Source organism: Tenacibaculum caenipelagi, assembly GCF_004363005.1.
Classification (GTDB): domain Bacteria; phylum Bacteroidota; class Bacteroidia; order Flavobacteriales; family Flavobacteriaceae; genus Polaribacter; species Polaribacter caenipelagi.
In genome coordinates, this window is sequence record NZ_SNYH01000003.1 from 35,179 (window position 1) to 55,919 (window position 20,741).

Sequence of the window (20,741 nt, forward strand, 5' to 3'; positions counted from 1 at the left end):
ACATGAAAAACAAAACAGTAATTATCACGGGAGCATCAACAGGAATTGGTAAAGAAATTGCGAAGCTTTTTATAGAGAAAGGTTCTAACGTAGTTATGAATTCTTCTAACCAAGAGAACTTATTAAATACTTTTCAGGAACTAGGTTCTCCTGCAAATGCAACATATCTTATTGGAGATATTAGTAAACAAGAAACTAGTCATAAACTGGTAACATTAGCTCTGGAAAAATTTGGCTCTATAGATGTATTGATTAATAATGCTGGAATATTTTCTCCTAAGCCTTTTTTAGAGGTTAAAGAAAATGATTTAGAATTGTATTGGAATGTAAACTTAAAAGGAACCTACTTTGCTTCACAGGCTGCTATTCCAAACATGGTAGCTCAAAAAAGTGGCGCGATAATAAACATAGGAACTGTTTTAGTTGATCATGCCATTGCTGGTTTTCCCGCAACAGCTCCTTTAATGAGCAAAGGTGCAATTCATACCTTGACTAGACAATTAGCCGCAGAGTTTGGTAAAGACAATATTAAAGTTAACACCATAGCTCCAGGGATTATTAGAAGTCCATTACAAGGAAAAATAGGTATTGAAAATGCCGATAGTTTAGCTGGTTTACACTTATTAAACAGAATTGGAGAAACTAATGATATTGCTGAAGCTGCTTATTATTTAGCTTTTTCAAATTTTGTCACAGGAGAAACTATTAATGTGGCTGGAGGTCATACTGTTGGTCATGCCATCTAAAACGAAAATCATGTATATAGAGAACATAACAGCAATAGAACATTTAATTACCAATTACTTTGAAGGTATTTTTTATGGAGATATTAAAAAACTTCAAGCTTGTTTTCACAACAATACTCCTATTTACGGAGATATTAAAGGAGTGGACTATTTTAAAAATGCTGATGCCTATATTGAAGGTGTTGCTAACAGACAAAGCCCAAATGATCTAAAAGAAATCTTTAACATGAAAATTGTAGGAATTGATATTATGGGAAACATTGCTATGGTAAAACTACATGTACCTATGTTAGGTTATAATTATTACGACTACTTATCTTTAACAAAAGTAGATGATGATTGGAAAATTGTAGCTAAGATTTTTACTCATGTAGCGTAATCATATACCAAAATCGGTTTAAGTTTTAACTTGAACCGTTTTTTATTTTGGTAAAAACCATTTACATTTATTTTTTTTATGAAATAAGCTAAATTCAACATACCTAATGAATAAGATACAAATCTCAATTGTAATTGGATTGATTTTTTTCTTCCAACAATCTATAGTGAGTCAAACCAAAAATGACAATCAATTTTTACAAAAAGTTGGTACCATAGATAGTATTTATTCGAAAACACTAAAAGAATACAGAAAATTTTATGTTCAACTACCAGGAGATTACAACTCTAAAAAAAAGTATCCGGTTGCTTACATTTTAGATGGTGAAGTATTTCTTCCTACTGTTAATGATGTACAAAGGTATTATAGTGGTGGTTTTACTCCTGAAATGATTCTAATTGGTATTTCAAATGCCAACAATAGAACTAGAGACTTAACCACTTCAAAAATTGATAAAAAATACGGTATGCCTTTTACTGAAGAAAATGGAGAAGCTCATAATTTTAATAAATTTATAGGTAGTGAATTAATTCCTTTTGTAGAAAGTAAATACCCAGTCACCCAATTCAGAACATTAATTGGTCATTCTTATGGAGGTTTGTTTGTTATGTACACACTACTTAAAACTCCATATCTTTTCACCAATTATCTTGCTATTGATCCTAGTCTAGATTGGGACAACCAGAAATTATTATCTGATGCTCAACAAATATTTTCTAAAAGCACTTATAAGGGTAAATCTTTATTTATGTCTTTGAATGGACAATTACATCCACAAAACCCAGATATTAATATAGATAATGTAATGCAAGATACCTCTGAATCAACATCATTTCCCAGAGCTAATATTGCTTTTTCAAATATGGTAAAAGATCATAGCAAAAATGGGCTTGCGTACAAATGGATTTTCTATCCTAATGACATACACGGTACTATACCTTTTCCATCTATTATGGATGGTTTGATTTTCAATTTTAAATGGTATCAAATGGAAAATACAGACAAATTTAACTCTCCAGATACTTCCAAGGAAGAATTATTCAAGTTTGTTAATTACCGTGCAAAAAAACTTGAAACTTATTTTGGGTATGTAGTCCCTCCATATCCAGAAGATCTTTTTGATGCCCTAGGTCATATGAGTATGGACATGGGAAACTTGAAAAAAGCTAAAATGTTTTTTGAATTTGCTATAAAGTTTTATCCTAATAATGCTAAACCTTATAATTCTATGGTTGATTTCTATGAAAAAAGTAATGATTATACTAATGCATTAAAATTTGCTGCTAAAGCATTTGAAATTAATCCTGATGATTACTATGCACAAAGAATAAACAATATAAAAGAAAAGATTAAAAAGGGTTAGACTTAATTATTAACTACTAAATTGTATTTGTTAAACTCCTAACCACTTAGTAAACTCAGCCGTTTTATTTTGACTGGTTTTTAAAAGAAAAAAGACTACTTATTTTTATAAGTAGCCTTTCTTTGCAAAAAATAACTAATTGATTAAATAATGGTACTTTGACCCATATGTACATTTTGAAAGTTGATATTACTATCTTCTTGATTATAGATGTAATCTGCAATAAAATCGCCAACTTTACTGGTTGAAAATGCGTTTTCTGGATTAATATCTTGAGTTGTGATTCCTAATTCTAGTGATTTTTCTACTGCAGCTTCTACTACTTGAGCTTCTTGTAACAAACCTAAATGTTTTAATAACATAGCAGCTGATAAAATAGAAGCTAAAGGATTCGCAATATCTTTACCTTTTGCTTGTGGAAAAGAACCGTGTATAGGTTCAAACAAAGCATTTTCTTTTCCAACAGAAGCAGACGCTAATAAACCAATAGAACCACCTATAACACTGGCTTCATCTGATAGAATATCTCCAAAAAGGTTTTCTGTTAAAATTACATCAAACTGTTTCGGATTTAAAATTAACTGCATTGCGGCATTGTCTACAAATAAAAAGTCTACTTCAACATCAGGGTAGTCACTTGCCATGGCCGTAACTGTTTTACGCCACAACCTTGAGGTTTCTAACACGTTAGCTTTATCAACCAAAGTTAGTTTTTTACGTCTTTTCTGTGCTGATTGAAATGCTAAATGTGCCATTCGTTCAATCTCTTCAACTGTATAAGAACAACCATCAAAAGCATGTTTTCCATCATCACTTAGTTCTTTAATACCAAAGTAAATTCCGCCTGTTAATTCTCTATAAATATCGATATCTGTTCCTTCAATTCTTTCTTTCTTTAAAGGTGAATTATGAATCAACGTATCATATGCTTTTACTGGACGCACATTACAAAACAAGCCTAACTCCTTTCGTAAACGCAATAAGCCTTGTTCTGGACGTACTTTTGCTGTAGGATCATTATCGTATTTTGGATCTCCAATAGCTCCAAATAATATAGCATCACTAGTTTTACATAGTTCAATAGTTTCTTCTGGTAATGGGTTTCCTGTTTGATCAATAGCGCAAGCTCCCATCAATGTTTCTTTAAATAAAAAAGTATGATCGAATACATTACCAACTGCTTTTAGCACTTTTTTTGCCTGCTCGGTTACTTCAGGTCCTATTCCATCTCCTGGAATTACGGTTATATTGTACTTCATATGATTTCTTTTTATACCATTTTTGCTTCAAAAGCTTTTATTTCATTTTGTTTACTGATTAAAAAATCAATATCGTCATAACCATTTAACAAGCATAATTTTTTATATGAATTGATTTCAAAATCTACATTTCCAATGGGAGTTTTTAATACTTGATTTTCTAAATCAATGATTATCGCTGTATCGGGTACATCGGTAACTTTTTTAAGAAGCTGTGCTAAAAAATCTTTTGGAACTTGTATTGGTAAAATACCATTATTCAAGGCGTTTCCTTTAAAAATATCAGCAAAAAAACTGCTGATAACTACCTTGAAACCATAACCTGCTAACGCCCATGCTGCATGTTCTCTACTAGAACCACAACCAAAATTATCACCAGCGATTAAGATACTTCCACTATAATTCGTATTGTTTAATACAAAATCTTCATTTATACTTCCATCCTTTTTATAACGCCAATCTCTAAACACATTATCACCAAAACCATTCTTGTCTGTCGATTTTAAAAAGCGTGCAGGTATAATTTGATCTGTATCAATATTTTCTGTAGGTAATGGTATGGCTGTATCTATCAGTTTTACAAACTTTTCCATCTTAATTTAAATGTTTAGTAATGTCTATTATTTTCCCTTCAATAGCTGTGGCTGCTGCAACTAACGGACTTGCTAAAATGGTACGTGCTCCTTGCCCTTGACGCCCTTCAAAATTTCTATTGGATGTAGAAACACAGTATTCTTTTGCTGGAATTTTATCGTCGTTCATTGCTAAACAAGCAGAACATCCTGGTTGACGTAATTGAAAACCTGCTTCTTCAAAAATGGTTTGTAATCCTTCTTGTTTAATTTGTTTTGCTACTTGTTGTGACCCAGGTACTAACCATGCATGCACATTAGGTGCTTTTTGCTTTCCTTTTACATAATTGGCAGCGACTCTAAAATCTTCAATTCGAGAATTTGTACAACTACCAATGAAAACATAATTAATCGGTTTATTTATTAAAGATGCTCCTTTTTGAAAATCCATATATTGCAATGACTTTTCAAAGGAAGCATCATTTAAAAGGGGAATATTTTCAGAAATTTTAATCCCCATTCCTGGGTTGGTTCCATAAGTTACCATCGGTTCAATATCTTCTGCATCAAACGAATATTCTTTATCAAATACTGCATTTTTATCCGTTTTCAACGTTTTCCAATAGGTTTCTTTCTTCTCAAGCTCTTCTCCTTTTGGAGCAAACTCACGTCCTTTTACGTATTCAAAAGTTGTTTCATCTGGGGCAATCATACCTCCTCTAGCTCCCATTTCAATACTCATATTACAAACGGTCATACGACCTTCCATAGACATTTCTTCAAACACATTTCCTGCATATTCACAGAAATATCCAGTCCCTGAATTTGTCCCTAATTTGGCAATAATATATAAGATTACATCTTTTGGTAATACTCCATTCTTCAGCTTTCCGTTCACATTTACTCGTAAGCTTTTAGGTTTTTCTAATAACAAGCATTGACTTGCAAATACCTGTGCTACCTGACTTGTACCAATACCAAAAGCTATCGTTCCGAAAGCTCCATGTGTTGAGGTATGACTATCTCCACAAACCATAGTCATTCCTGGTTGTGTAATTCCTAATTCTGGAGCCATTACATGTACTATTCCGTTATAACGATGTCCTAATCCGTATAAGGTGATATTGTTTTCTTCACAGTTTTTTGTCAACTGCTCTAATTGGTTTCGTGACAATTCGTCTTTTATAGGTAAATGTTGATTTACGGTTGGCGTATTGTGGTCGGCTGTCGCTACTGTTTTATCAGGTCTAGCAATTGGAATATTACGCTCTTTCAATTCATTAAATGCCTGCGGACTTGTTACTTCATGAATTAAATGCTTGTCGATATATAGAATCTGTGGGCCGTCTTTAATAGTGTCAACCACGTGTGCATCCCATACTTTGTCAAATAATGTCTTTCCCATTAGGCTATGGCTACTTTTGATATCTTATTAACTTGTTTCATAATTTGGTGAATATCTTCATCAATCACTTCTTTTTGTCTATCCGCAAACTGTAAGAAGGTTTTATAGGCAGTATCTAATTGAATTTTGGTTAATTCATATCCAATTTTTTTTGCTCGATACGCCAAAGCTGCTCTTCCGCTTCGCGCTGTTAACACGATAGCACTTTCATTAACACCAACATCAGCCGGATTGATGATTTCGTAAGTTTCACGGTTTTTAATAACTCCGTCTTGGTGAATTCCTGAACTATGTGCAAAAGCATTAGCTCCTACAATAGCTTTATTTGGTTGTACAGGCATTCCCATTTTTTCACGAACCATCATACTTGTATCGTATAACAACTTGGTATTAATATCCGTTTGAAGGTTCAAATATGGGTGCTGCTTTAAAATCATGACCACTTCTTCTAAAGCTGTGTTTCCAGCACGCTCACCTATTCCGTTAACGGTACATTCTATTTGACGCGCGCCATTTATGGCTCCTGCAATAGAATTAGCGGTAGCCAATCCTAAATCGTTATGACAGTGACAAGAAATAATCACATTTTCAATACCTTTTACGTGTTCTCTTAGGTACTTTATTTTTGCTCCGTACTCTTCTGGCAAGCAATACCCTGTAGTATCAGGAATATTCAATACTGTTGCTCCTGATTGGATAACCTCTTCGCAAACTTTTGCTAAAAAAGCATTATCGGTTCTACCTGCATCTTCTGCATAAAACTCTACATCGTCTACAAAATTCTTGGCATACGAAACGGCTTCTTTTGCTCGTCTAATTACTTCGTCTTTTGAAGCATTAAATTTATATTGAATATGAGAATCACTGGTACCAATACCTGTATGGATTCTAGGTTTCTTTGCTAATTTCAAGGCTTCAGCAGCTACCTCGATATCTTTTTTTACAGCTCTTGTCAAACCGCAAACTGAAGCGTTTTTAACCAATTTGGCTATTTCTTGTACTGAAGTAAAATCACCTGGACTCGACACAGGAAAACCTGCTTCAATTACATCAACTCCTAAAAAATCGAGCCTTTCGGCAATAATTAGTTTTTGTTGAGTATCTAATTTACATCCTGGGACTTGTTCTCCGTCTCTTAATGTAGTATCAAAAATTTGAATTTTATCGCTTTGCATAAATCTGACTATGATTATCAAAATAAAATCCAAATGTATATATTGGCTTTTCTAACGAACTCTTTTTAAAGAGGTTAGTTACGATACCAAAACAACAAGAAATAAAAATAAAATACTGAAAAACAAAAAGTTATGCGTAAACAAATTACATTCGTCAACCAACAAAATGACACATTATTTGTTTTGATAAAGTCCTTATCAAAATCAGAAAAACGTCAATTTAATTTATATGTTGGGCGTTTAGGTGGCAATGTAGATGCGAAATTTTTTGCGCTTTTTAAATTGTTAGAAAAACAAAAATGTTACAATGAAAAAGCTATCATTGATAGTGGTGTGGTAAGCAAACAGCAACTTTCAAATTTAAAGGCCCATTTATACAAGCAAATTTTAATTAGTCTTCGCATGAATCCTGCTCATAAAAATATCAGGATTCAAATACGAGAACAGTTAGATTTTGCTACGGTTTTGTATCAAAAAGGATTATACAAACAAAGTTTAAAGCTCCTTGACAAAGCAAAAAATATGGCTATTGAAAATGAAGAAAAAAACATTGCCTATGAAATTGTAGAACTGGAAAAAGTTATTGAAAGTCAATACATTACTAGAAGTATTGATACACGTTCTGATGAACTAACTGTTCAAGCAAAAGAACTGAGTCAGCAAAATGTCATTGCAAGTAAATTATCTAACCTATCACTACAATTATATGGAACTTTATTAAAAAATGGTTACGTAAAAAACGATGAGGAACTACAACGAGTAAATTCTTATTTTAACTCTAAGTTACCTGAATACACCTATGAAAATTTAGGGTTTAGAGAAAAGTTATGGTTGTACAAAGCACATTTATGGCACAGTTTTTTAACGCAAGATTTTTTACAGAGCTATAAATATGCTAACAAGTGGGTAGACTTATTTAAAAGGGATCCTAAAAATATTTATTTACACCCCGTTTTTTACTTAAAGGGGAAAAATTATTTGTTAGAAAGCTTATTTTTTATAAAACACTATGATAAATTTAAAGAGGAGCTTTCTTTATTCGAAGAGGAAATTAAGAACAAAACAATTCCTCAAAATAGCAATACTGAAATCCTTACCTTTTTATACTACTATGCCAATAAATTGCATTTACACTTCTTAGAAGGCAATTTTTCGGAAGGTGAATATTTAGTAGACATTATTAATGATAAAATTAATGAATACAAAGATCGTTTAGACACGCATCATATTGTTGTATTTTACTACAAAATAGCTTGTTTGTACTTTGGTATGGGCAAAAACAAAGAGTGTATTTTATATTTAAATAAAATCATCAAATCTAAAAATATTGACGTAGCACAAGACTTACAATGTTTTGCCAGAGTATTGTGTTTAATTGCTCATTATGAATGCGGATTGGATTACGATTTAGAACGACAATTTAAAGATACTTATCGTTTTTTACTAAAAATGGAGAATCTACAAGAAGTTCAAAAAGAGTTTATCTCTTCAATAAAAGCATTAGGTGATGTATATCCGCATCAAATAAAAAAGGAGTTTAAGAAGATATACGATCGATTAAAAGTATATGAGAATCATCCTTATGAAAAAAGAGCTTTTTTGTATTTGGATATTCTCTCTTGGCTTGAAAGTAAAATAGAAAACAAACCTGTTGCACAAATTATTCAGGAGAAGTTTGTTAGCACTCAAAAATAATATTTTGTTTACTACTTGTCATAATGAGATAACCATGTTATTATACTCTTTATTATGACGGTATACTTTGGTACGTCATTGCGAACGAAGTATGAGTGAAGTAATCTTTTTATTCCTAACTAAAAACACAAAGATTGCCTCGCTATCGCTCGCAATGACGTAAGTAAGACTGAACATAAACATGTCATTTCGACCGAAGGGAGAAATCTCTTTAAAACTAATAAATTACTTTCATAAGATTTCTCACTCTTCGTTTCACTCGGTTCGAAATGACAATTCTTTAAACACATTTTACTCTATCCACAAGTTTCCTTCTGAATATGTTTTGGCTTTACCACTAATTATGACCCTATCCTTTTTATTTTCGCATTTTAGCACTCCTACTCTTTCAGAAACTTGTATAGCATCCAAATTCTCTTTGTTTAATCTTGAACTCCAAAAAGGTACTAATGAACAATGAGAAGATCCTGTAACAGGGTCTTCTAAAATTGAGGATTGTGGTGTAAAATACCTTGACACAAAATCACATTCATCACCCTTAGCAGTAATTACTACACCACCTGGATCAAGATTTATTTGATCAAAGATTTGTCGGTCTACTTTTACATTTTTTATTTGCTCTTCTGAATCATAGACTAATACATAATCTCTCGATTTTAAAACCTCTTTAGGTGCTATATTTAAAGATTTTTGAATTATTTGAGGTAATTCTGAAACGACAGGCATTCTCGAAGGTAAATCCATAGAATAAAAGTCTTCTTGAATGGTAATAGTTAAATCACCACTCAAGGTTTCAAATATTATTTCATTATGAGGGTAATTTAAAATTGAGTGCAAACAGTGAGCAGTAGCAAGTGTTGCATGTCCACACAAATCCATTTCAATTTCTGGAGTAAACCATCTTAAGTGTATTTTCTCTCCTTTATCAACAAAAAAAGCTGTTTCTGCTACAGCATTTTCCTTAGCTATTTTTAAAAGAACCTCATCTGGCAGCCAATCTTGCAATGGTACAACACAGGCTGGATTTCCTCCAAATACTTTATCTGTAAAAGCATCTATTTGATACAATGGTAATTTCATTTCTATTTAAAAGTTTTATCTAATTTATCAGAATAATACTCAATCGCTTTTTGATATTCTTGAACTCCTTTATCTGAACTTGTACTAGCAATAACATTCAATAATAAATTCATTGCTTCCTTATACTCATTCACATTATATAAAGCCATAGCTTTAAAAACTTTATACTCATTATTTGATGGATATTCTTTAATCGCTCTATCTAAAAGAGCGATTGACTTTTCATATTCTCCTATACATCTATAGGTACTTCCAAGTCCTAGATAACAACCAATTAAATCTTCTCCTGCCAACCCTAATTCAAGCGCTTTTTCATATTTTGGTCTAGCTTCAGTTTCTCGTTCCATATTATCACAAAGCCAAGCGTAATGATAGTAAATCTTAGCTTCATTAGGAAAATCTTTAATTAACTCTTTTAATATTATTTCAGATTCAGAATATTTTTTATCACTTCTTAACGCTATTGCTTTAGCTAATTTTTCTTCCATGTTTTCTTTATTTAACATGTAAATATATTACTTTCAACTTTGCTGTATCAACTAGTTATGTTAATTAGTGTTAACGGTAATAATTCATTATTTCTTTGTAATAATGTAAGCTGAACCTCTAAGATTATTTCTTGCTCTATTGGATGAGATTCCTCTCTACCGTTCGGAATGACAAGAAGTCATTACGAGGAGGATACGACGAAGTAATCTGTTTGTCGATTTACAGATTGCTTCACTCTGTTCGCAATGACGTGAACAAGTTTTTTTTGCTTTTATATTACTTACGTCATTACGAACGCTACTGAAATCAAGATATATTTTGATTGAAAGTATGTTGCAAAGCAACTGAGGAGGAATCTTATTAAATTAAGTTACTCATTTTCATAAGATTTCTCACACTTCGTTTCACTCGGTTCGAAATGACTGTTTATATTAAAAAACTGCCTCAGCAATCTGTTGAATATTGGTTGATCTTCCCATTGAGTAGTAATGTAAAATAGGCACTCCTTTTTGTTGTAGCTCCTTACTTTGTGCAATACACCATTCTACTCCTACTTGACGCACTTCACTATTGTCTTTACAATTCACGACTTCTTTCACCAAAGTATCTGGTAAATCTACTTTAAAACGGTGCGGAATTAAATTCAATTGTTTTTTGGTTGAAATAGGTTTTAATCCTGGAATAATAGGAACTGTAATTCCTGCCTCTCTGCATTTTTCTACAAACTCAAAATACTTTTGATTGTCAAAAAACATTTGAGTTACTACATAACTAGCTCCGTTTTTAATCTTTTTCTTTAAAAAGTGAATATCTGAATCTAAACTTGGTGCTTCCATGTGTTTTTCAGGATATCCTGCAACACCTATGCAAAAATCAGTTTTTGAGGAGTTTTGCAAATCATCATCTAAATACCTTCCCTTATTTAAACTTTCTATTTGAGTTACTAGCTCACTTGCATAGGCATGACCTTCTTTTTCGGGCTTAAAATAGGTTTCACTTTTTACCGCATCTCCACGCAATGCAACTACGTTATCGATACCTAAAAAATCAAGGTCAATTAAGAAGTTCTCGGTGTCTTCTTTAGTAAATCCTCCACATAAAATATGCGGAATGGCATCTACTTGATATTTATTTTGAATTGCCGCACAAATACCTACCGTACCTGGACGCTTTTTTACCACCTGCTTTTTTAACAACCCGTTTTCTAACTCTTTATACACGTACTCTTCTCGGTGATACGTTACGTCTATAAAAGGAGGATTGAACTCCATTAACGGATCAATATTTTTAAATATTGAATCAATAGTATCTCCCTTTAAAGGTGGGAGTATTTCAAACGAAAACAACGATGTTCCGTTAGCATTTTGTATGTGTTCTGTTACCTTCATAAGTCTATCTTACAAAGGCGTATTTAACTACATAAGTGAAGCTACAAACAATGATAAAACTGCCATGATAGCTAACTGAATTGCAAACCTGATTTCTAATTGATATTTTTTCATCTGTTGATTTTTATGATTTCTCAATTGTCAGATGTAGCCTAATTATAGAAATAATATAGGTTTCATCGTACCTGATTTTTTATACAGCAATATTACTATGGCTTTTTAGCTTTTATCTTATATAACTTAAAAGTTATTGTTAATTAAATACGCTCTTTTTATTGGTTTTTTAAATTATTATTAATTGTCTGATATATTTGGATGCAACCATTTTCTGGCTTTCTCTAATGTTATGTTTTTTCGTTTTGCAAAATCTCTTACCTGATCGTCTGTTATTTTACCTAATCCGAAATATTTAGCTTCTTCATTGGCAAAATAATAACCTGAAACTGCTGCCGCTGGCCACATCGCTAAACTTTCTGTTAAGGTTACCCCTATGTTTTCCTCTACTTGTAACAATTCCCATATTGTCTCCTTCTCTAAATGATCTGGACATGCAGGATATCCTGGTGCAGGACGTATTCCTTTATAAGTTTCTTTTATCAATTCATCATTGGTTAAGTTTTCTTCGGAAGCATAGCCCCAATGCTTAGTTCTCACTCGATGATGTAGATATTCTGCAAAAGCTTCTGCAAAACGATCGGCAATAGCTTGTGTCATAATTGCATTATAATCATCATGGTTCCCTTTGTACTGCAATGCCAACTCATCGGCACCGAAAATGGCTGTACAAAAGGCTCCTATATAATCTTGTTTTTCAGTTTCTTTTGGAGCAACAAAATCAGCCAGGGCAAAACTTGGTTTACCATCTCTCTTTTTTAATTGCTGACGTAAGGTTCTGAAAATAGCAACTTCCTTTCCTTTCTTTTGTACAGAAATGTCATCGTTATTAATAGTATTCGCTTCAAATAACCCAAAGATTGCTTTAGGCTTTAACGCTTGCTTTTCGATGATGAGTTGCAACATTTTTTGAGCATCTTCATACAAGTTAGTTGCTTCTGTACCTACCACTTCATCTTCTAAAATATCTGGAAACTTTCCATGTAAATCCCACGAACGGAAAAAAGGACTCCAATCAAAATAAGGCACAAGTTCTTTTAAACTTACCTGTTCTAATTTTTGCACTCCTAATTCTTTAGGTTTAATAATATTAGTGGTGTTCCAATCTATTATAAACTTTCGTTCTCTTGCTTCTGTAATAGAAATGTAGTGCTTCTGTTTTCCTCGTTTCAAAAACTTATCACGAAACTCCTCATAATCTTTCTTCATTTTAGCTACATATTCATTAGATGTTTCTTTGTTCAATAAATCTCCTACTACGGTTACTGCTCTTGAAGCATCATTTACATGTACCACCGCATTTTTATACTGTGTATCTATTTTTACAGCGGTGTGAGCTTTAGAGGTCGTTGCACCTCCTATTAATAAAGGAATCTCCAGATTTTGACGTTCCATTTCTTTGGCTAAATACACCATTTCATCTAACGAAGGTGTTATCAGTCCACTTAAACCGATGGCATCTACGTTCTCTTTTTTAGCGGTTTCTATGATTTTTTCTGGCGGAACCATCACCCCTAAATCGACAATCTCATAATTGTTACAGCCTAATACTACTGATACGATATTTTTACCAATATCATGCACATCTCCTTTTACGGTTGCCATTAATATTTTTCCGATGGCTTTCTGTTCCTCACTTTTTTCTGCTTCAATAAACGGATTTAAATACGCCACGGCTTTTTTCATTACTCGGGCAGATTTTACCACTTGCGGTAAAAACATTTTTCCTTCACCAAACAAATCTCCTACTACGTTCATTCCAGTCATTAAATGTCCTTCAATTACATGTAGCGGTTTTGCAACACTTAAGCGTGCTTCTTCAGCATCTTCTTCTATAAAAGCATCTATTCCTTTTACTAAAGAATGTGTTATACGGTCTTGTAACGGAAGTGTTCTCCATTCTAAAACCTGCTCGTTACTTTCTTTTTTATTTCCTTTTACCGTTTCGGCAAACTCTAATAAGCGTTCAGTAGCATCGTCTCTTCTATCTAAAACAACATCTTCAATATGTTCTAATAAATCCTTCGGAATATCATCGTAGACTTCTAACATTGTCGGATTCACTATTCCCATATTCATCCCTGCTTTGATGGCATAGTATAAGAATACCGAGTGCATCGCTTCACGTACCACATTGTTTCCTCTAAAAGAAAACGACACGTTACTTACACCACCACTCACACTTACATGCGGTAAGTTTTCGCGTACCCATCTGGTAGCTTCTATAAAATCTAACGCATTTTTTCTGTGCTCTTCCATTCCCGTAGCTACAGGAAAAATGTTTAAATCGAAAATGATATCTTCTGGTGGAAAGTGAACGATGTCCACTAATATTTTATAGGAACGTTCTGCAATTTCGATTCTACGTTCATAAGTATCTGCTTGTCCTACTTCATCAAAAGCCATGATAATTACTGCAGCTCCGTATCGTTTTATCTGGGTAGCTTCCCAAATAAATTTTTCTTCTCCTTCTTTTAAAGAAATAGAGTTTACAACCGATTTTCCTTGTACTACTTGCAATCCAGCTTCAATGATTTCCCATTTAGAACTATCAATCATGATAGGAACTCTAGAAATATCGGGTTCGGAAGCAATTAAGTTTAAAAAACGCACCATCGCTTCTTTTCCTTCAATCAAACCATCATCCATGTTAATATCGATGATTTGTGCGCCTCCATCTACCTGATGGCGTGCTATCGCTAAGGCCTCATCAAACTTTTCTTCTTTTATCAATCGAAGAAACTTACGAGATCCTGCTACGTTTGTACGCTCACCTACGTTGATAAAATTACTTTCGGGTGTAATAATTAACGGTTCTAACCCCGATAATTTCATGTATCTTCTTTCCTCACTCATTTACTAACTATTTTGTGATACCGAAATAAATTCAGCGTGACGTGGTTTGTACTTCGCTGCTACCTCTGCAATGGCTTTAATATGTTTAGGCGTGGTACCGCAACAACCACCTATGATATTGATTAAATTTTTCTTCAAATATTCTTCTATCTGATTGGCGGTTTCTTCTGGTGTTTCATCATACTCACCAAAGGCATTAGGCAATCCTGCATTGGGATGTGCAGAAATAGCAAACTCTGTTTTAGAAGCAATGGCTTCTAAGTGAGGTTGTAATAAATTGGCTCCTAAAGCGCAATTAAATCCTACTGAAAGTAATGGAATATGTGATATTGAAATTAGAAAAGCTTCGGCTGTTTGCCCTGATAACGTTCTTCCAGAAGCATCGGTAATTGTTCCTGAAACCATAATAGGAATATCTATATTTCGTTCTGCTTTCACTTCTTCAATAGCAAACAAAGCGGCTTTCGCATTTAGAGTATCAAATACAGTTTCTACTAACAATATATCAGATCCACCATCTATTAAGGCTTCTACTTGTTGTTTATACGCAATACGTAATTCGTCAAAAGTTACCGCTCTATACCCCGGGTCGTTTACGTCGGGAGACATGCTTGCCGTACGGTTTGTAGGTCCAATAGAACCTGCTACAAAACGAGGTTTGTGCGGTTCTTTTGCCGTAAACTCTTCAGCGACTTCTTTGGCTATTTTGGCAGATTGGTAATTTAACTCGTATACCAAATCTTCCATTTGGTAATCTGCCATGGCAATAGTAGTTCCTGAAAAAGTGTTGGTTTCCACAATGTCTGCTCCTGCCGCAAAGTACTTTCTGTGTACTTCTTTTACGGCTTCGGGTTGTGTAATGGACAACAAATCGTTGTTTCCTTGCAACGGTGTTGGGTACTCTTTAAAGCGCTCTCCACGAAAATCTTCTTCAGTAAACTTATATTCCTGAAGCATGGTTCCCATAGCGCCATCGAGCACGAGAATTCGTTTTTGTATTTCTTGATAAATGTTTGACATTCCTGATATTTACTATATAATGTTATCAGGAAAAGAGGAAGTAAAAATTCTTTTCGTTATCTCTCTGCTAAAAGCAGTAGAATGTAGCACCTTCTTTGTTTCCACAAAGGGTTGCTAAGGTTTCAAAGGGTCTATTCCCTCCACCTTTCTTGATAACATCAATACGTTAATGAACGGGGCAAAGTTATAGTATTATTTTTTATTTACCCAATTTTTATTTTGGAATTAAGTAAAAAGAAAAAACACTTTACTATTAGGTATATAAAGTAATTTTGTTTTATATTTGGCGTCAGAAACAAGAAAAATAAAATTGCTACCATTTCCTTTTCTGATTATTCCAACAAGGAACTTAGCTACAAAAATAAAAAGATAACAAAGTTACTCTATGTATATCCATTCTTATTTATATAAGAGCAATAAAAGTGCTTATATAAACAAGCTTGTAACAAAGCTTATCACTCAAACGATTGAGGTAAAGAATAAAATTATCTTGTTATTTAATATTATTCTTTGATAACTGTAACTTAAAAAGCATATAGAAATTGGCCAACGTCATTCACAATTTCTATAATTACAATAAAATTGAATGGCATAACTTAAAAATTATTTTTATGAAAAATTTAAACTTAAATCAAATGGAAGAAATTAGTGGTTCTGGACACTGTAGTGCTGCTAAATATTTATTAAAAGAAATTACTGCAGGACAAATGGCACTTAGTGGATTGTACGTTTATGAGGCTGCAATGTGTAAATGGTATGGTGATTCGGATACTTTTAATCCAGCATAAACTGAAATCACATTAAATATAAACCACCAACTTAAATAAACTTAAGTTGGTGGTTTTTTAAATATAATTATGAATAATTTAAAACTCGTAACTCTTCTTTTACTTACAATTACTTTTAATTACCTATTTAAAGAAATTCTTAATTTAGATAGTTTAATTATTTCCTCAATTACAGAAGAGTTAACAAATGACCAGATACAGGGTTTTATAAATTTTCAAAGACAATGGGAATGGTTAAGTTATATTATTACACCTACATTAGTATTAATTAAAATTATTATTATTGCTGGGATATTAGATATCGGTTGCTTTTTTTTTGACATAAAAATAAAATACAAAAAACTATTTAGGATTGTTGTTAATGGAGAATATATATTTCTATTAGTAGCTATATTTAAAACTATTTGGTTTTTAACTTTCCAAACAGACTATACATTAGAAGATATACAAAACTTTTATCCATTGTCAGCATTAAATATTGTTGACTATCGTGGTTTAGAAACCTGGTTCATTTATCCTTTTCAGGTGTTAAATTTATTTGAAGTCGCTTATTGGTTTATTTTGGCTTACTTAATTGGTAAAGAAATTAATGACACAACCGAAAAAGGTTTATTGATCGTGGCAAGTAGTTATGGTACTGGCTTATTAATTTGGGTAATTGGCACTATGTTTTTAATCTTAAATATGAGTTAATTATGGACAAGAAAAAAGTACTCTTTATTGTCATTTTTGGTATTGTAAGCATACTTTTCTATTTCAGTTACAGTGTTATCACCAAATCAAAAGAAAAAGATGAGATAGCAAAACAAATACAAACCATTCCAAAGTTTAAACTACAAACTTTAGATAACAACTCCTTTACAAATTCAAAAATAAAACCAAGTTTACCAACTATTTTTATTTATTTCAATAGTGATTGTGATTTTTGCCACCACGAAGCAAAAAATATTAGTCAAAACCTAAATAAATTTAAAGATGTTCAATTTATTTTTGTTTCCTCAGAAAGAATAAAAGTTATCAAACAATTTTCAGAAAAATATAATTTAAATAATAAATCTAATATTACTTTTTTATATGATAGCGATTACCTTTTTTCTCGTCAATTTAATGCTAATTCTATTCCGTATATTTTAATCTACAATAAAAATAAAGAATTGATTAAAAAACAAAATGGTCAACTAAATGCTAAAGGAATTTTAAAAGTATTAAATCAAAATGATTAAACCAATAAATTTATCTAAAAAATATTTAAAACAAACTTTCACATTACAACACGACCAGTCAGACTGTGGTGTGACCTGTTTATTATCACTTATTAAATATTATAAAGGTTCAAATTCTTTAGAAAAACTAAGAGAATTAAGTGGTACAACAAAACAAGGTACAACACTCTTAGGTCTATATCAAGCATCCAGTCAACTAGGTTTTTCTGCACAAGGGAATAAAGCAGATATACAAGCAATCATAGACCATAAAAAACCATTAATACTACACGTTGTTATTGATGAACATTTGCAACACTATGTAATATGTTATGGGTTTGAAGACAATAAGTTCATAATTGGCGACCCATCGAAAGGTATCATCTATCTAGCAAAAGAAGAATTAGAAAAAATTTGGAAATCCAAAACCTGTTTAACATTAAGTCCAAATGATAATTTTATAAAATCTAAAACAAAAAGAAATAATAAAAAAAAATGGTTTATAAAATTAGTAAAAGAAGATTCTAAATTAATCGGTTTTAGTATCATTTTAGGTTTAGGTATTGCTATTTTAGGTATGGCAATGGCTATATTTTCACAAAAACTAATAGATGATATCCTACCTTCAAAAGATTTTAATAAACTTATTACAGGCATTACTCTATTAGCTTTCTTATTATTGGTTAGAATATTGCTTACAGCTTTAAGAGATTATTTTCTTATTCACCAAACGAAAGACTTTAACAATCGTATTATAGATAGTTTTTATTCCTCGTTACTTAATTTGCCAAAACCCTTTTTTGATACGCGTAAAATTGGAGAATTGGTTGCTAGGTTAAATGACACTCAACGTGTTCAAAGAGTTATAAGTCAAATTATTGGTAACGTTGTAATAAACGTATTAGTTACTATTGTTTCTTTAGGTTTCTTATTTTATTATTCTTGGCTAATAGGTTTAATTGCTTCTTTAAGTTTACCTTTTTACTTTTTATTAATTTTTAGTTTTAATAAACGAATCATCAATGCACAAAAGGAAGTAATGCAAAGTTACGCTTATAGTGAAAGTAATTATATCAGTTCTATTCAAGGTGTTGCCACAATAAAAAATAATAATAGACAATCTATTTTTCAAAAAATCAATCAATTAATTTATGGTAACTTTCAAGAAAAAGTGTTTATTCTTGGTAAAATAAATGTTCGTTTATCAATATTCTCAGGTATTTTTAATGTATTATTTTTAATAGGCATTTTAATTTATACATCCTTACAAGTATACAATGAAACAATGCAGTTAGGGGTGTTAATGGCTATATTAGGTACTGCAGGCTCACTATTGCCTTCTGTTGCAAGTTTAGCACTAATTACAATTCCAATTAATGAAGCCAAAGTTGCATTTAATAGAATGCATGAATTTACTTCAATAAAAACAGAAAATAAAGGAAGTATAGCATTATCAAAATTTAATTCTTTAGAAATCAAAAAACTTTCGTTTCGTTTTGCTGGTAGAAAAGAACTTTTTAAAGATATTAATATATCCATTCATAAAAATCAATGTGTTGCAATTGTCGGTGAAAGCGGAAGTGGTAAAAGCACATTAGGCCAAATACTTCAAAAGTTTTATTCATTTGAAAACGGATCAATAATTATCAATAATCAAGATGAACTCACTCAAATAAACACAGAAGATTGGCGTAATATTATAGGGGTTATTCCACAAGAAATTACCATATTTAGCGGTGATGTAATATCTAACCTATTATTAGGTAAAGAAGACACAAATGAAAATATTCAAAAATTTTGTGAGGAATATGGATTTACTGAATTTATCAATAGCTTACCCCAAAGTTTTGCAACAATTTTAGGAGAAGAAGGTATTAATTTATCTGGTGGTCAAAAACAAATCATTGCCTTAATGAGAGTTTTATATAAGAAGCCTCAATTAGTCCTACTAGATGAATTTACATCTGCAATGGATAGAAAAACAGAAAAGTTTGTTTTAAACTTATTAAGGAAACTAAAATCTAAATTGACTATTATTTTCATTTCTCACAGATTACATTCCTTACCGAAAATTGCTGACCATATTTATATATTGGAAAATGGGATTATAGCTGACTTTGGAAACCATGAAAAGTTAATGGAATCAAAGAATTTTTATAGCGACTTTTGGACTGAATTGGAATTTGAAACAAGTACTGAACCCTCTGTTGCCAACAATGTATAAAAATAATAGCAATATAATCTCTAAAATGAAAATAAATTTGATGCATAAGAAGCAAAATTTGATGGAATAGTAATACAATTAAAAGAATAAAAACTATGCCCAACAATAGCTATAAATATTACTTGTTCTCGCTTACTTTAGAAATCCCAACTAGGTAGTTACTTATTTAGATAAGTGATACTTACTATAACTATACATAGTAGAAACCTTTACATACTAAATAAAAAACTCACTGAAATTGAAAAAAAGATAATATTTGGATTTATTGCATTTATAATTGGAATTGGAGTTCGCATACTATTCTGAATCTTTTTTTCGTGGAATAATTCAAGACATTTTTAAATCGTCGACTTCTAACAAAATTCATTTTGTTGGAAATATTTTTTTAGTTGTCTCTAACAAACTTTATTTCTTGACATTTGGAATTAGACTTCTGATATTGACTCTTGAAAATTTGAATCAAAAACTCGCTCAAGTATTAAAAAACGGAATTATAAGCTTTCTGATTTTTTGGAGTTTAATTATCGGAATTTCTGCTATTGAAGCAAATATAAAAATTGTTGATTGCACAGCTTGTAATGACGGAAATAGAAAATTAAATTGGAATGAAATAAATTACGGATTGATTTTAGGAACTAGTGCAATTATTTCAATCATTCCAAACCTAATAAGAATAATTAAACCGACGAAAAAGCCATTGTACAATAATATATAACCGCAATTACGGCGGATTCGACTACGTCCGAATCCACTCGGAATTGCTAACGTAAGTTCTAAACCGAAAATTATTTACTTTAAAACCGTAGCTGACGGTTATATGTAACTGTTGTGCTTAATAAAAAAACACCTTGCTTTATTTAAACTTTATAAGAGAAATTTGTAATTTTGTACGCTAATTATATTTTATGTCTATTACATCTGTATCATATTCGGATATTGTAAAATAGATAGTCAATTTTCTTAAGACTATCACCACTTTTTACTTC

The 20,741-nt window shown here is 31.7% G+C and carries 18 protein-coding genes and 1 riboswitch; of the genes, 9 read left to right on the forward strand and 9 right to left on the reverse strand.

Annotation, left to right across the window (positions count from 1 at the left end; translation table 11 throughout):
• Nucleotides 1-2 precede the first annotated feature (2 nt).
• The 3 genes from DFQ07_RS06525 (at nucleotide 3) to DFQ07_RS06535 (ending at nucleotide 2,488) form a co-directional block, all read left to right on the forward strand.
• Complete coding sequence (locus DFQ07_RS06525) at nucleotides 3-746, forward strand: SDR family NAD(P)-dependent oxidoreductase (RefSeq protein ID WP_133535487.1); 744 nt, start codon at nucleotides 3-5, stop codon at nucleotides 744-746.
• A 10-nt stretch (nucleotides 747-756) separates the two neighbouring features.
• Nucleotides 757-1,125, forward strand: a complete 369-nt coding sequence (locus DFQ07_RS06530) for a nuclear transport factor 2 family protein (protein ID WP_133535488.1) — start codon at nucleotides 757-759, stop codon at nucleotides 1,123-1,125.
• 106 nt (nucleotides 1,126-1,231) lie between these two features.
• Complete coding sequence (locus tag DFQ07_RS06535) at nucleotides 1,232-2,488, forward strand: alpha/beta hydrolase-fold protein (protein ID WP_133535489.1); 1,257 nt, start codon at nucleotides 1,232-1,234, stop codon at nucleotides 2,486-2,488.
• A gap of 143 nt (nucleotides 2,489-2,631) precedes the next feature.
• Here DFQ07_RS06535 and leuB read toward each other — a convergent pair whose 3' ends face one another.
• Genes leuB through DFQ07_RS06555 form a run of 4 tightly spaced genes read right to left on the reverse strand, consistent with a single transcriptional unit; the run spans nucleotide 2,632 to nucleotide 6,899 of the window.
• Nucleotides 2,632-3,747: a 3-isopropylmalate dehydrogenase gene (gene leuB / locus DFQ07_RS06540; RefSeq protein WP_133535490.1), complete on the reverse strand. Its 1,116-nt coding sequence runs from the start codon at nucleotides 3,745-3,747 to the stop codon at nucleotides 2,632-2,634.
• Nucleotides 3,748-3,758: 11 nt separating this feature from the next.
• Nucleotides 3,759-4,340: a 3-isopropylmalate dehydratase small subunit gene (gene leuD, locus DFQ07_RS06545; RefSeq protein WP_133535491.1), complete on the reverse strand. Its 582-nt coding sequence runs from the start codon at nucleotides 4,338-4,340 to the stop codon at nucleotides 3,759-3,761.
• A 1-nt stretch (nucleotide 4,341) separates the two neighbouring features.
• Nucleotides 4,342-5,724, reverse strand: a complete 1,383-nt coding sequence (gene leuC / locus DFQ07_RS06550) for a 3-isopropylmalate dehydratase large subunit (protein ID WP_133535492.1) — start codon at nucleotides 5,722-5,724, stop codon at nucleotides 4,342-4,344.
• The gene (locus DFQ07_RS06555) at nucleotides 5,724-6,899 is read right to left on the reverse strand and encodes a 2-isopropylmalate synthase (RefSeq protein WP_133535493.1); all 1,176 of its coding nucleotides are present in this window, start codon (nucleotides 6,897-6,899) and stop codon (nucleotides 5,724-5,726) included. The genes leuC and DFQ07_RS06555 overlap by 1 nt, the downstream gene beginning before the upstream one ends.
• A gap of 132 nt (nucleotides 6,900-7,031) precedes the next feature.
• On the opposite strand from DFQ07_RS06555, the gene DFQ07_RS06560 reads away from it, so the two are divergent.
• Nucleotides 7,032-8,594: a hypothetical protein gene (locus DFQ07_RS06560; protein WP_133535494.1), complete on the forward strand. Its 1,563-nt coding sequence runs from the start codon at nucleotides 7,032-7,034 to the stop codon at nucleotides 8,592-8,594.
• Nucleotides 8,595-8,885: 291 nt separating this feature from the next.
• Here the strand turns inward: DFQ07_RS06560 and DFQ07_RS06565 are convergent, their stop codons facing one another.
• The 5 genes from DFQ07_RS06565 to DFQ07_RS06585 all read right to left on the reverse strand — a co-directional run bounded on the left by DFQ07_RS06565 (nucleotide 8,886) and on the right by DFQ07_RS06585 (nucleotide 15,541).
• Nucleotides 8,886-9,674, reverse strand: a complete 789-nt coding sequence (locus DFQ07_RS06565) for a PhzF family phenazine biosynthesis protein (protein WP_133535495.1) — start codon at nucleotides 9,672-9,674, stop codon at nucleotides 8,886-8,888.
• Nucleotides 9,675-9,676: 2 nt separating this feature from the next.
• Nucleotides 9,677-10,162, reverse strand: coding sequence for a tetratricopeptide repeat protein (locus tag DFQ07_RS06570; RefSeq protein ID WP_133535496.1), 486 nt, complete (start codon nucleotides 10,160-10,162; stop codon nucleotides 9,677-9,679).
• A 432-nt stretch (nucleotides 10,163-10,594) separates the two neighbouring features.
• Nucleotides 10,595-11,551, reverse strand: a complete 957-nt coding sequence (gene metF / locus DFQ07_RS06575; RefSeq protein WP_133535497.1) for a methylenetetrahydrofolate reductase [NAD(P)H] — start codon at nucleotides 11,549-11,551, stop codon at nucleotides 10,595-10,597.
• A gap of 294 nt (nucleotides 11,552-11,845) precedes the next feature.
• Nucleotides 11,846-14,521, reverse strand: coding sequence for a methionine synthase (gene metH, locus DFQ07_RS06580; RefSeq protein ID WP_133535498.1), 2,676 nt, complete (start codon nucleotides 14,519-14,521; stop codon nucleotides 11,846-11,848).
• 3 nt (nucleotides 14,522-14,524) lie between these two features.
• A complete protein-coding gene (locus DFQ07_RS06585) occupies nucleotides 14,525-15,541 on the reverse strand; it encodes a homocysteine S-methyltransferase family protein (protein WP_133535499.1) in 1,017 nt (338 codons plus the stop codon).
• 53 nt (nucleotides 15,542-15,594) lie between these two features.
• A riboswitch (SAM riboswitch) is annotated at nucleotides 15,595-15,700 on the reverse strand.
• 452 nt (nucleotides 15,701-16,152) lie between these two features.
• Between DFQ07_RS06585 and DFQ07_RS15515 the strand changes: the two genes are divergently transcribed.
• The 5 genes from DFQ07_RS15515 (at nucleotide 16,153) to DFQ07_RS06605 (ending at nucleotide 20,470) form a co-directional block, all read left to right on the forward strand.
• Entirely contained in the window at nucleotides 16,153-16,329 is a 177-nt protein-coding gene (locus DFQ07_RS15515) for a hypothetical protein (RefSeq protein ID WP_166627733.1), read from the forward strand.
• 69 nt (nucleotides 16,330-16,398) lie between these two features.
• A complete protein-coding gene (locus DFQ07_RS06590) occupies nucleotides 16,399-17,022 on the forward strand; it encodes a hypothetical protein (RefSeq protein WP_133535500.1) in 624 nt (207 codons plus the stop codon).
• Between the two features lie 2 nt (nucleotides 17,023-17,024).
• A complete protein-coding gene (locus tag DFQ07_RS06595) occupies nucleotides 17,025-17,552 on the forward strand; it encodes a peroxiredoxin family protein (protein ID WP_133535501.1) in 528 nt (175 codons plus the stop codon).
• Nucleotides 17,545-19,755, forward strand: a complete 2,211-nt coding sequence (locus DFQ07_RS06600; protein ID WP_133535502.1) for a peptidase domain-containing ABC transporter — start codon at nucleotides 17,545-17,547, stop codon at nucleotides 19,753-19,755. Before DFQ07_RS06595 ends, DFQ07_RS06600 begins: the two co-directional genes overlap by 8 nt.
• 454 nt (nucleotides 19,756-20,209) lie before the next feature.
• Complete coding sequence (locus DFQ07_RS06605; RefSeq protein ID WP_133535503.1) at nucleotides 20,210-20,470, forward strand: hypothetical protein; 261 nt, start codon at nucleotides 20,210-20,212, stop codon at nucleotides 20,468-20,470.
• Nucleotides 20,471-20,741: the final 271 nt, after the last annotated feature.